Here is a 13,497-nt window from a genome sequence, read left to right as displayed (position 1 = left end):
TCATTAAACCTTTATTATATGGTACCCTGCTGCTTTGGTAAGTCTATTCATTATGGCTGTCCCTATCCCTTCTCTTGGGAAGGCTTCAGATAACACGATATCCAAACCTTTATCATCACAGGCTCTAAGAGTTTCAAACAAGTTATGCGCTGCGGTCTCAGGCTTAGCCCTTGTCCCTAAAACCATAACCTCACCCTTAGGATATTTATCCTTTGATTCTTCCGTAGCCAATATACCTACCATTAATTTTTGCTCTATATAATTTAACACCATTTCGTTAATTTTTTCAATAGTTTTTTCTAAATCTCCCTCTATTATTATAACCTTAGCCTTAGGAGCATAGTGCTTATACTTCATACCCGGGGCCTTTGGCTTAAGATTCTCATTAGGCTTTTCTAGTAATGAAGGATCTATATATATATCCTTTCTAATCTCCTGAAGCATCTCTAAGGTTACTGCCCCTGGTCTTAAAATGCACGGTGGTTCTACAGAACAATCAATTATTGTAGACTCCACCCCCACAGCACTGATTTCTCCTCCGAGTATGTAATCTACCCTTCCCTTTAAATCCTCTACACACCTCTCCATGTCTGTAGGACTTGGTCTTCCGCTGATATTAGCAGAAGGAGCTGCTATAGGGAGGCCACTTTCAGCAATGAGCTTAAGAGCTATAGGAGAGCTGGGCATGCGTATTCCTACAGTATCAAGGTTTGCACTGGTTTTGTCTGGAACCAAAGAAGACTTCTCCAGAATAATAGTTAAAGGCCCAGGCCAAAAAGCATCCATAAGCTCTTTTGCTAAAGTTGGTACCTTTTTCACATAAGGAGAGATATCCTTATCAGCCACATGGATAATAAGAGGATTATCCTGTGGTCTTCCTTTTGCTAAAAATATCTTTTCCACGGCAGCAGCATCTAAGGCATTTGCTCCTAGCCCATACACCGTTTCCGTGGGGAAGGCAACAAGTCCACCCTTTTTAATAACCTCTGCCGCTTCTTTTATAGCTATATTATCAATAACACTTTTATCTATAAAGGCTACTTTTGTATCCAAAACAATTCCCTCTTCCTATAGTAAAAATTCCTTACCTAATATATTACCTTTGTTTTATTTCATTTACAAGTTATCCATTCTAAAAGCCATATACTCATACCACTAATATAGAAACCTTATTAATTAATATACCTTTTTCTTATAAAATCAAAATTGAATATGAATAAGCTAACAGAAAAGGCAGCTAGCTTATACTAGTCGCCTTTATTTTTTAACATTTTTTAGCTATTAAGCATAGTAATTTACGAAATTATTCATATCTATTTCTACGAAGCCTTGTCCGCCAACTTTTCCAAAGACGTCTACATCATCCCATACAGGAGAATCCACATAGGATAGAGCATGAGCTCCTATAGTGGTTTTATAGCCTCCATTTCTTATTATATGAGTATCATAGCTTCCTAGTAGCTTTTTAAGGAATACAGATATGAAAGATAGTTTTGGTACTATATCAGAAGTATCTTCAATGATTGTTATCCTCTGTCTGTTTATAGCAGTGATTGGACTTCCAATGGCAACTGCCTTAATAGTATAGTTATTTTTTATATTTTTATCCGCCATAACCTGCTGCATTACCATACCACCTAAGGAATAGCCATACATAAATATAGTTGATCTCTTAGGGATATTTTCAGTTATTGCTTTCAATGATTTCATAAGGTATTCATTGCTAAGGCCAAACGCCGACCTTAAATCCTCCACCACTCCTAGAGCTTCAGTTTTATTAGTAATCTCTGTCCCCCCTAGAGTTACTAAATAATTTTTAGGAGATATATTTCCTATACCAATTGCGCCTATTTCAGCAGAAGTAGCTACCATTCCACAGAGTATTGCCATATCCTTTATACAGGTAAACCTCTGCACACCCTTGGGCATCCCAGCTCCATATATTTCTTTTATCCTGCTTAAAAATTGATTTATAGTTTCCATTGCTTTTCACTTCCTGATTTTAATAAATCTTTATCCTATAGTTTTAATACAATTATTAATACCATCACCACTATCATTATATTAAATATGTTCTAGACTGTTACAAAATCGACTAACTTCACAGTTCTTTCTATATCAAATTTATCATTACAAACCCTAATGTCAACCCAATAATCGCACTTAACCCTGTGATGAATCCAGACCAGAGCTTATTTGATTCCGGTATAAGCTCAGCAAAGACCACATACATCATTATACCTGAAGCCAGGGATAGACAAGCTCCAAGATAATAATCTGAAACATTTCCTAAGGACACACCTATAGCTGCCCCTAGAGCAGTGGGGAGGGCTGTTACAAAAGCATAAAACATGATTTTTGAAATTCTTACTCCCTTTGCCATTAGAGGTGCAGTGACGGCAAGTCCTTCAGGAACATCATGGATGGCTATTATGAGGCTCATACCTATTCCTAAGGTTTTATCTAATAAAAAACCACTGCCCATAATAATTCCTTCTGGAAGATTATGAAGCATGAGCCCTAAGGCTGTTACAAATGCCATTTGACTGTAGCTATCCTGATTCTTATCCTTGCTTATAAATATTTCAATAAACAAAACTATTACTATTCCCAAGGCATAGAAAAGCACAGTGGATATCATTCCAATTTTTTCCACTCCTTCTGGTATAAGCTCAAAGACTATAACAGAAAGCATTAAACCACCAGCAAGGCCCATAATAACGGAGAGAAACCTTTTATCAGGTTTTCTTATAACCATGCCTAGGGATGCCCCTACCATAGTTCCCAGCAATGAAATCCCCATGGATAACAAAACAATATATATATAATTAAACATAATAATCCCCCTTAAGTGCTAAAAGCATTTAAATAATTTGACATTTAAATACTATTGCTTCTTAAGAAGGATTATTACAAAATCTCACTATTTAACTTACTTATTAAACATATCTTATCTTTTTGATATTATCTATACTATAATCAGTAAAAACTGCATTGGAAGTATTCTTATATATGGTATTAAGGAGCTCATATTTATAAAAACCTCCATTATTTATAGCAACTGCATAATAATCAAATTCAGGATTTAATCTTTTTAGCCTTATGTATTCCTTATGGAGAAGAGGATATTTTTTTATACTATCTTCTGTCACAGGTTTAAAAATTCTATCTCTTCCCCTTTGAGTAGTTATAATAAATAGTCTTATATCGTAATTTTCCCCTTCGGTATGTACAAGCATTATCTTCTCTAGTATCAAAGCGTGCTTCTTTTTAAGGATACCAAGCTTCAATACTACCTTGCCCCTTGCTATGTCAAAATCTAAAAAGTCCTTATGCTTTGTAACAATTACAGTAGCTACTATCATCACTTCTAAAATTCCTAAATATACCAGAAAGAATACCTGTGTTTTACCTGTATAGTAGACCACTGCAGGAAGTAAGAAAAATAAAAAAATCATTAAAAAGTTAAATCTTTTCATATACCTTCTTTGCCTCTCATAGGCTTTAAAAACATCCATCCCCACACCTCTTATTCATAGATATATAAATAAAAAGCCCTACAAAATGTAAGGCTTAAAGATTATACTTCATCACTGTTACCCATTAGCTTAAGTTTTTCTGCCTGATCATAGGTAATAAGAGCATTGATCATTTCATCTAAATCACCTTCTAAAAAGCTTTCTAGCTTATATAGAGTAAGTCCTATTCTATGATCTGTAACTCTTCCCTGAGGATAATTGTAGGTTCTGATTCTTTCACTTCTGTCTCCTGTACCTACCTGACTCTTTCTATCCTCTGCAATACCAGCACTTCTCTCTGCTTCAGCCTTTTCATACAACCTAGCCATAAGAACCTTCATAGCCTTTTCTTTATTTTTAAGCTGTGACTTTTCATCCTGGCAGGATACAACCATTCCTGATGGTAAATGGGTTATTCTAACAGCAGAATCTGTTGTATTAACGCTCTGACCACCATGACCTGAAGATCTATAAACATCAATTCTTAAGTCTTTTTCGTTTATTTCTATGTCCACATCTTCCACCTCAGGAAGTACTGCAACGGTAGCTGTAGAGGTGTGAATTCTACCACTGGATTCCGTATCAGGCACTCTCTGCACCCTGTGAACTCCACTTTCATATTTAAGCTTGCTGTAAGCTCCATTACCCTTAATCATAAATACAACTTCCTTAAGGCCTCCAATATCAGTTTCATTGGAATTCATGAGCTCAACCTTCCAGCGTTGGTTTTCTGCGTATCTAGTATACATTCTAAAGAGATTATAGGCAAAGAGCGCTGCCTCTTCTCCACCAGCACCACCTCTAATTTCAACAAATACGTTCTTATCGTCATTAGGGTCCTTTGGAAGTAGAAGTATTTGAAGCTTATCTTCCAGCTCTGTCTGCTGAGCTGAAAGCTCCTTAATCTCTTCCTGTATCATATCCTTCATATCCTTGTCTGTTTCTTCATTGTAAAGCTCTTTGCTGTCCTGCAGCTCTTCTAATATAGTTTTATAATTTTTGTACTCATTAACTATCGGTTCTAACTCCGCATGCTCCTTACATAGCCTCTGCCATTCTTTTTGATTGGCCATTACTGAAGGATCACTGATTTTAACTGATAACTCTTCATACTTATTTTCAATAAAGGTAAGTCTATCAAGTATCATTTTATCACTCCGTTATATTTTTCTCATAGTTTACTATTATATCATTTATTTATTATATTATCAATAAGGTTTAATACCCATTACCACCCTATCCTTAGAAGCCAAATCCTGATAGCTCTCTACAGCTTCATATCCAGCTTCTATTAAAAGGTTCATGACCTCTATTTTTTGATTATATCCTATTTCAAAGGCTATTATTCCACCGGGTCTTAGCACCTCTAAAGCTTCATTTGTTAGCCTTCTGTAAAAGTCTAAGCCATCTGCTCCTCCATCTAAGGCAAGAGTCGGTTCATACCTCTTCACATCCTCCATGAGATTGTTTATTTCTTCTGTCTCTATATAAGGCGGATTAGATACAACCATGTCATATTGCTTCCCTTCCTTTATAGGAAGCTCTAGAAGGTCGCTGTGATAGAAGGTTACCCTGCTGCTCAGCTTATGCTTTCTAACATTTCGAAGAGTGACCTCCTTTGCTTTATCAGATATATCTATGGAATCAACCTTTGCCTCTGGAATAAAGGATGCTAAAGCCACTGCTATGGCGCCACTGCCTGTACAGACATCACAGATATATGGCTTTTCTATTTCTTTTGCCTTTTCTATAACCTTTTCCACTAGAATTTCTGTATCTCCTCGCGGTATTAATACCCCTTCCTTAACAAAGAGCTCAAGCCCCATAAATTCACATTCCTGAAGAATGTATTTTATAGGCATTTTTTCTTCTCTAAGCTTAATATAAGTATAATACTTTTCTTCTTCCTTAAAGCTAACCTCTTCCTCTTTATGAGTCATGATATAGAGCTTATCTTTATTGATAACCTTGCCTAGGAGCAGCTGAGCATCCAGCAAATAGCTGTCAATCTGAGCTTCCTTAAGCCTCTTGCTTCCCTTATCAATTAGACTACCAATTGTTTCTTTTATACCCTCTGCAGCTCTCAAAGAAGCAATAGCTACCTCAATCTGATCATCCTCTGGTTCTCTGGTGGTTAAAAGCTGTAGCTGTAGTCCTGGAAAGGCAAAAATCCTGGAGCAGACATTGTTGCTCCTTCCCATCCACTTAATGAGCTCAAAGGTTATCCCAGAAACTAAGGGCAGAAGAAGTATCCTCCACATAAACCTCTGCCAAAGAGATTCATAGCCTGTAAAGGAAAAAACTATTATACTAACAATCATCACTAGGAAAACAAAGCTAGTTCCACATCTAGGATGAAGCCTTGGAAATTTCTTTACATTTTCTACAGTAAGCTCTTGTTCATTTTCATAGCAGAAGATAGTTTTATGCTCTGCACCATGATACTGGAACAATCTTTTTATATCCTCCATTCTCCCTATGATATGAATATAGCCTAAAAATAACCCTATTCTTATAGCCGCTTCTATTATATTAAGCCAAATCACTCCTAAACCAATAGACTTGAACAAGGAGGTTATCGCTGTAGGAAGTAAAAAGAACAATCCAACGGACAGTCCCAGGGACAGACATAGGGTTAATCCCAGTACTACATTATCCCATTTATCCCCAAGCTTCGCTTTAAACCATTTTTCCAGCTTTGTAGGTTCTACTTCCTCCTCAAAAAAGGAAGCTGAGAAATTCAATGAGCTTATTCCTATGGACAGTGAATCAATCAATGAAACAAAACCTCTTATTATTGGTAGAGATAAGAGCTTATGCCTCTTATTCACCGGAGTTCTCTTATCAAATTTTATAGATATTTTTCCCTTAGGAGTCCTAACAGCTGTTGCAGTGCCACTTTCGCCTCTCATCATGACCCCTTCCATGACAGCTTGCCCCCCAACCTGAGTTTTTCTCATTTTACTCCATCCTTTATATAATAATTATGTACATTAAGCATTTTCGTTATCCTTTTCTAAAAGCTTATAGTAACACTGACCACATAAAGACTGATATTCAACATTATCTACATGATCAATAGCTACCTGTTCCCCATGAAATACATATTTCCCATTTATCTTACGACCATTTAAAATAGCTTTTCTTCCACAGGTACATATAGTCTTCATCTCTTCAACGCTATGAGCAAGGAGCAGAAGTCTCTCACTTCCCTCAAAACCATTCATCATAAAATCTGTTCTTAAGCCATAGCATATTACCGGTATATCTAAAATTACAGCTATTTTAAACAGCTCATCAATATGATGCTTCTTAAAGAATTGAACCTCATCTGCTAATATACAATCAATCTTCCTGCCTTTATTTATACATTCTTTAACACACTGAAAAATATTATCCTGGGAGTCAATCATGAAATCTACCTTTCGTACAACTCCAAGCCTGGATACTAAAGTGTTTCCTCCTTTTTTATCTGTGCCCGGCTTTATAATAACAACCTTCATACCTCTTTCCTCATAATTATGAGCTACCTGCATAAGGCTGGTTGATTTTCCTGAATTCATTGCCCCATATCTAAAATATAGTTTCCCCATGTAATAATACATCCTTTCGACCTGAAAATATACTATAATGATTATAGCATTAATAAATACTTATAAAAAGGATAAAATCTTGCATATTCTCACCTCAATCTATTGACTGTTTTTGTTAAGTCGTGATATACTAATGAAGTTATAAAGTAGGATTTTTATCTTGAAAGAGGTGAAATAAATGAGAGAAGGCATACACCCAAATTATAATCACGATGCATCAGTTAAATGTGCTTGTGGTAATACTTTTACAACTGGTTCTATTAAAAATGAATTAAAAGTTGAAATATGCTCCAAATGCCATCCTTTCTTCACTGGAAAGCAAAAGATTATGGACGTTGGTGGAAGAGTTGAGAAATTCAACAAGAAATTTAATCTTAATAGTGAAAAATAATCACTGCTAATGGGAAAGACTTCGGTCTTTCCCATTAAATTTTTCCATAATTTCTTAACTTATTCTTAATAATAGCTGTATTATCTTTACATATTTCCTTATAATGCTAAACTGTATATAATATAAATTTATTACAGTATTTTTCCTATAGGGGGTGTTATAAGAAATTGAATAAGGTATTGATATTAACAGCTTCTACCGGTGAAGGTCATAATCAAGCTGCAGATTCTTTAAAACATTCCTTCCAAAAGCAAGGTTTTCAAGTAGAGAAATACGATATCTTAAAAGACAACAACAAACTCCTAAATAAGTTTGTCGTAGGCGGTTACGAGCTTTTAGTAGCTAAATCCCCTAAGGTCTATGGAGGTATTTATAATATAACCAACTTTTCTAAAATCAATCTTGGATTAAGACCAGCCTTTATACATTCGCAATATAAAATTTATAGCTTCATAAAGAGCTTTAAGCCATCAGCTATCATTGGAACTCATCCTTTCAGCGTAAATATAATCGCTTCTCTTAAAAAGAACAAGGATATAAATCTTCCTTTTATTTCTATCGTAACAGATTTTAAAGCTCATTATGCATATTTAAGTCCTTATGTAGATGCTTATATCACTGCTTGTGAGGATACAAAAGACACCATTGATAATGAAATAGTGCCACATACTAGGGTTTATCCCTTAGGCATACCTATAAAGGAAGAATTCTTCACAAAAACCAACCTAAAAAGAGAACTGCTAGAGAGTACCCCTGCAGAAGATTTTTTCAATATACTATTAATGGGTGGCAGCATGGGTGTAAACAATATAACCCACGTACTCACTGAGCTTTTAAAAAATACTCATAGGCTTCGAATTACCGTGGTCTGCGGAAACAACCGAGTACTTAAAAAAAGCCTAGAAAACCGTTATGAAGAATACAAAAAATCTATAACTACAGCTCAAATAACCAAAAAGGTCCATGTATTTGGTTTTACCAATATCATACCTTCATTGATGGAGCTGTCTGATGTCATTATCTCAAAGCCCGGAGGACTTACCATTTCTGAAGCTTTAATAAAAAAACTACCGATGATTTTTCCCTTTACAATCCCAGGGCAAGAAGCGGAAAATGCAGAGTTTTTAGCAGAAAGAGGCTGTGCAATATACGAACCCAATATCACAAAGCTAAACGAAATTATTGATACTATTATAAATAACCCAGCTATCCTAAATACCATGAAGGATAACATAGAAGATTTGTCAAAATTTCATTCAACCAATGGAATCGTGAATTTAACAGAAGCTTTAATTTCTTCCTATAAAAAATAAAACAAGCCTTTGGCTTGTTTTATTTTTTATAGGTTATTCTTTTGAAAAACATTTATGAACTCTTTATTATTTTTTGTCTTTGATAGCATATTTATAAGGCTCTCCGTAACATTTTCTACGTTACCATCTCTGTACATGGTTCTCCTTAAGTTATATGCAACCTCTTTTTCTTCCTCACTAAAGAGAAGATCTTCTCTTCTAGTACCAGATTTATAAATATCTACGGCAGGGAAAATTCTTCTTTCTTGAAGCTTTCTATCCAAGTGAACCTCCATGTTACCAGTTCCCTTGAACTCTTCAAATATCATATCATCCATTCTACTTCCTGTTTCCACTAGTGCTGTGGCTAAAATAGTGAGGCTTCCACCTTCCTCAATATTTCTTGCTGCCCCAAAGAATTTTTTAGGCATGATCAGAGCTCCTGGATCTAATCCACCAGATAAAGTTCGTCCTGTAGGAGTTATAGTAAGGTTATAAGCTCTAGATAATCTAGTTATACTATCTAGTAATATAACCACATCCTTACCCATTTCTACCATTCGCTTAGCACGTTCAAGAACCATGGAGGCTACCTTGGTATGGTTTTGAGGCTCTTCATCAAAGGTAGAATAAATAACCTCACCATTTATAGATCTCTTCATATCCGTAACCTCTTCAGGTCTTTCATCTATAAGTAACACAATGAGCTTAACCTCTGGATAATTAGCTGAGATATTTTGCGCAACCTTCTTTAGAAGAGTAGTCTTACCAGCCTTAGGTGGTGCTACTATAATACCTCTCTGTCCCTTTCCTATAGGACAGATTATATCCATTAGCCTTGAGGAGAGATCCTTCTCATTTCCTGTCTCTAATCTAAGTCTTTCCTTAGGAAATATAGGGGTTAAATATTCAAAGGATTTTCTACCTATAGCTTTTTCTGGTCTTTCTCCATTTACCGCTTCTACGTATAAGAGGGCTTTAAACTTTTCCCCCTCCTTAGGGTGCCTTATCTTACCTTCAACCTCATCACCAGTATGAAGGTTAAATCTTCTTATCTGAGAAGGGGATACATAAACATCATTGTCTCCACTTAAATAATTCTGACATCTTAAAAATCCAAAATTGTTATTTTCCTGAATCTCAAGAACACCTTTAGCCTTCTCAGAATCATTTATGATTTCCTTAAGCGTTTCTCTTCTTTCAGGGAGAGCTTGCTGCTCTCTATGCTGACTATCCCTTACCCCATTTTGGGCTAATGGAGCTTCCACTGTTTTTTCGACTTCACCTATCTTATCTTCATACTCCTTGGGAGCATTATCCACTGAAGTGTTCTTAGGTGCTATTTTTTCTACTAACTTAACACCCTTAACCTCAATAGCTTTAGGACTACTCCCTTTTATCTCTTCTTTAAGTTCATTCTTCTTTAGCCTTGATATATTCTTAATTCCTAATTCCTTGGCAACTTCTCTTAATTCTACCAAAGTCATCTGTTCTATTTTATCTAATTCCAAAATCACACCTCCAAAGTTGTGAGCACTAAAAAATATATATTTTATCCAATCTAGTTCTTCTTACTATAAATCAAATTAAAGAAATATAAGCTAAAGCCTATATATCTTTATTTTAAATTACTAAGACCAATTTTACATTTACAAGCTTACTGGGATTATATCAAGAAAAAACAAGGTGGGTGCTTTCATTAATAACCATCTACTAATTTTCAGTAGTTATAACTTCTAATACCTGCTTAAACTTATAATAATCGAAATTTTACTCTAAAACAATATTTTTATCTATTAATATATAGATTATTTATATTTTTACCTTTTTTAGGGATAAAATAATCATTTTTAAACAAAAATTATCTAATAATTATACTTAATTAAAGAAAAAGCCTCCTTGTATATATTAATCCAAGAGGCTGAATACATTATTTATTTTTTAGAGAAGCCTCAATAAAACCAGCAAAGAGAGGATGTGGTCTATTAGGCCTAGATTTTAACTCAGGATGGAACTGAACAGCAACAAACCAAGGATGATCACGAAGTTCCACTATCTCTACTAAATCCTTCGTAGGATTTATCCCTGAGAGAACCAAGCCATTTTCCTCCATCATCCTTCTGTACTTATTATTAAACTCATATCTATGCCTGTGCCTCTCATAAATAGAAACCTCACCATAAGCTTCATAAGCCTTACTACCTTCCTTCAGAAGGCATAGGAACTTCCCTAGCCTCATAGTACCACCCAAATCTTCAATACCCTTTTGCTCATCCATCAAATCTATCACAGGATACTTAGTGACAGGATTGATCTCTGACGTATTAGCATCAGCTAGACCTAATACATTTCTAGCAAATTCAATCACAGCACACTGCATTCCCAAGCATATTCCCAGAAAAGGAAGGTTATTTTCTCTAGCATAGCTTACAGCTTCAATCTTTCCTTCCACCCCTCTATCTCCAAAGCCTCCTGGTACCAAAATACCTTGAACACCCTGAAAAATTTCATGAGAATTATCCTTGTTTAGGCTTGTGGCATCAACCCACTTTATCTTAACGGAAGCTTTATTAGCAAAGCCTCCATGAGAAAGCGCTTCTACCACTGATATGTACGCATCATGAAGCTCAACATATTTTCCAACTAAAGCTATGGTAACAGTATCCTCAGGATGTTTAATCCTCTGAACCATGGCTTCCCATTGCGTATTATCAACCTCACCGCAGCTTAAATTCAGCTTTTTACAAACTATATTATCAAGACCCTGCTCATGAAGCATAAGAGGAACCTCATAAAGATTGTCTGCATCAAGATTTTCAATTACAGCACCCTTATCCACATTGCAGAAGAGACCAATCTTATCCTTCATATCCTCAGATAATCCCTTCTCAGAACGACAAACAATTATGTCAGGCTGTATACCAATACTTCTGAGCTCTTTTACAGAGTGCTGCGTAGGCTTTGTCTTCAGCTCTCCAGATTTATTAAGATAAGGAACAAGTGTTACATGGATAAAGCACACATTCTCCATCCCAACCTCATATTTAACCTGTCTTATAGCTTCAAGAAAGGGCAGAGATTCTATATCACCTACAGTTCCTCCTATTTCAGTGATGACCACATCCACTTCCTGCTCCTCAGCCACGCTATATACCTTACTCTTAATCTCGTTTGTAATATGAGGAATAACCTGTACAGTTCCCCCTAAATATTCCCCTCTTCTCTCCTTACTGATAACAGACCAATATATTTTACCCGTGGTAACATTGCTGTTTTTGCTTAAATTTTCATCTATAAACCTCTCATAATGTCCCAGGTCCAAATCCGTTTCAGCACCATCCTCAGTAACAAAAACCTCTCCATGCTGGTAAGGACTCATGGTTCCAGGATCAACATTTAAATATGGATCAAATTTTTGAATAGAAACCTTAAGACCTCTATTTTTTAGTAATCTTCCAAGGGAAGCAGCAGTAATACCTTTACCAAGGGATGAAACAACGCCTCCTGTAACAAATATAAATTTAGTAGCCATAAAACGCCTCCTTTATAAAATTAACAAAAAAAAACCTTTGACAAACTCTATTAGAAATATTATAATAACAATTACCCTATAAATTAATATGGGGTTTTTGTGTCTATTTAACATATCGTTTATATTACCACACTTTTATTAATAAAGTCTAGTGGTTTATTTGTGATTTATAAAAATTTATTAGCCATAAGGTTTTCACCTTATGGCTATATTATTTTCTTTACTTTATCTTCTATTTCAAAATATTTTTCTCTAAAAGTGCTATTTACAAAAAATCTTTCTTCTGCTTTTTTGAAATTACTTTTTATAGAGCTTTTGCTTTTTATATTAAAAAGCCGAGAAATTATTTCTTGATCTGTATAACCATGATTCTTAAGAAATAGGAATAATAAATGCTTGCTATCCTTATCCTCCATGAGTCTAATCAAATCTTCCTTGGTCAATTTACTATACGAGCAAAGGTTATCAAGGATTCTGATGTACCTGAGTTCCTTATCCTCTATCATAAGCTACCCTCCTAAAGCTATACTTATTATAATTATTGCCTGCTTATATATAACTAAACCTTTTTATACAAAAACTAAGCTATATAAATTATGCACCTTTATACATCAATTCAATGCACCTTTATACATCAATTCAATACAACTTTATGCATCAATTCTACACACCTATAAATAATAATCAAAAAAGCGGCGATTTTATCGCCGCTTTTAACCTTAAGCTTTTATCTTAACTCTTAATTCTGTATTTTGAGGCTTTTGGCCACTTATAAAGAGGTTGTAGTTAATAAAAACTTCCCCACCGTTATCATCAACATTTATACTTAAATCCCTGGTATGTACCTTAAGCTCAAACATACCATAAGGTGTATTATAAAGACTCGTAGACTCATTATTCTTCTGAAACTCCATTCTAGTTGAGGTAGTTCCTTCTCTTTCTAGCATAAATTTATCCTTTGTGATAAACAGCTTTGTTTTAGTACCCTCCATGCCAGAGATTTCAGTTTCCTCATAAGCTACGTGATAACCGTTACCCTCACTATAAAAATCTCCAGGGGTCACCACCTCTATCATATCTTCCTTATCAATTTCTTGATTACTGGATATAGAAATTATTGCTTTCTTTTTCATTTAAACATCCCTTCTATTTACAAATAACTAAACTCACT

At 35.1% G+C, this 13,497-nt stretch carries 13 protein-coding genes; 2 read left to right on the top strand and 11 right to left on the bottom strand.

The features are described 5' to 3' along the window. Positions 1–3: 3 nt before the first annotated feature. From ACPWSR_RS14205 to ACPWSR_RS14175, 7 genes are all read right to left on the bottom strand, one after another. On the bottom strand, positions 4–1,053 hold the full coding sequence (locus ACPWSR_RS14205; RefSeq protein WP_426348894.1) for an L-threonylcarbamoyladenylate synthase: 1,050 nt from the start codon (positions 1,051–1,053) through the stop codon (positions 4–6). Between the two features lie 228 nt (positions 1,054–1,281). Continuing rightward, the gene (locus ACPWSR_RS14200; RefSeq protein WP_426348893.1) at positions 1,282–1,983 is read right to left on the bottom strand and encodes a hypothetical protein; all 702 of its coding nucleotides are present in this window, start codon (positions 1,981–1,983) and stop codon (positions 1,282–1,284) included. A gap of 130 nt (positions 1,984–2,113) precedes the next feature. After that, positions 2,114–2,836, bottom strand: a complete 723-nt coding sequence (locus ACPWSR_RS14195) for a ZIP family metal transporter (protein WP_426348892.1) — start codon at positions 2,834–2,836, stop codon at positions 2,114–2,116. A 103-nt stretch (positions 2,837–2,939) separates the two neighbouring features. Then, positions 2,940–3,518, bottom strand: a complete 579-nt coding sequence (locus ACPWSR_RS14190) for a hypothetical protein (RefSeq protein ID WP_426348891.1) — start codon at positions 3,516–3,518, stop codon at positions 2,940–2,942. Between the two features lie 62 nt (positions 3,519–3,580). Continuing rightward, entirely contained in the window at positions 3,581–4,663 is a 1,083-nt protein-coding gene (gene prfA / locus ACPWSR_RS14185) for a peptide chain release factor 1 (RefSeq protein ID WP_426351389.1), read from the bottom strand. A 63-nt stretch (positions 4,664–4,726) separates the two neighbouring features. After that, on the bottom strand, positions 4,727–6,478 hold the full coding sequence (gene prmC, locus ACPWSR_RS14180) for a peptide chain release factor N(5)-glutamine methyltransferase (RefSeq protein ID WP_426348890.1): 1,752 nt from the start codon (positions 6,476–6,478) through the stop codon (positions 4,727–4,729). Between the two features lie 33 nt (positions 6,479–6,511). Then, positions 6,512–7,111: a thymidine kinase gene (locus tag ACPWSR_RS14175; RefSeq protein ID WP_426348889.1), complete on the bottom strand. Its 600-nt coding sequence runs from the start codon at positions 7,109–7,111 to the stop codon at positions 6,512–6,514. A gap of 178 nt (positions 7,112–7,289) precedes the next feature. On the opposite strand from ACPWSR_RS14175, the gene rpmE reads away from it, so the two are divergent. Then, positions 7,290–7,502, top strand: a complete 213-nt coding sequence (rpmE, locus tag ACPWSR_RS14170) for a 50S ribosomal protein L31 (protein ID WP_426348888.1) — start codon at positions 7,290–7,292, stop codon at positions 7,500–7,502. A 167-nt stretch (positions 7,503–7,669) separates the two neighbouring features. Further along, positions 7,670–8,815 (top strand): MGDG synthase family glycosyltransferase, encoded by a 1,146-nt coding sequence (locus tag ACPWSR_RS14165; protein WP_426348887.1) that lies wholly within the window; start codon positions 7,670–7,672, stop codon positions 8,813–8,815. A gap of 26 nt (positions 8,816–8,841) precedes the next feature. Here the strand turns inward: ACPWSR_RS14165 and rho are convergent, their stop codons facing one another. From rho to ACPWSR_RS14145, 4 genes are all read right to left on the bottom strand, one after another. Beyond that, positions 8,842–10,311 carry a transcription termination factor Rho gene (rho, locus tag ACPWSR_RS14160; protein ID WP_426348886.1) on the bottom strand — a complete coding sequence of 490 codons (1,470 nt, stop codon included), beginning with the start codon at positions 10,309–10,311 and terminating at the stop codon, positions 8,842–8,844. A gap of 413 nt (positions 10,312–10,724) precedes the next feature. Then, positions 10,725–12,326, bottom strand: a complete 1,602-nt coding sequence (locus tag ACPWSR_RS14155) for a CTP synthase (protein ID WP_426348885.1) — start codon at positions 12,324–12,326, stop codon at positions 10,725–10,727. 206 nt (positions 12,327–12,532) lie between these two features. Next, the gene (locus tag ACPWSR_RS14150; protein ID WP_426348884.1) at positions 12,533–12,832 is read right to left on the bottom strand and encodes a hypothetical protein; all 300 of its coding nucleotides are present in this window, start codon (positions 12,830–12,832) and stop codon (positions 12,533–12,535) included. 213 nt (positions 12,833–13,045) lie between these two features. Next, positions 13,046–13,459, bottom strand: coding sequence for a DUF1934 domain-containing protein (locus ACPWSR_RS14145; protein ID WP_426348883.1), 414 nt, complete (start codon positions 13,457–13,459; stop codon positions 13,046–13,048). Between the last annotated feature and the right edge of the window lie 38 nt (positions 13,460–13,497).

The organism is Alloiococcus sp. CFN-8 (assembly GCF_049943125.1).
GTDB lineage: Bacteria > Bacillota > Clostridia > Clostridiales > Clostridiaceae > JAEXZL01.
The sequence above is the reverse complement of the archived record's forward strand: the minus strand, read 5'-3'. Positions and strand labels throughout refer to the sequence as shown.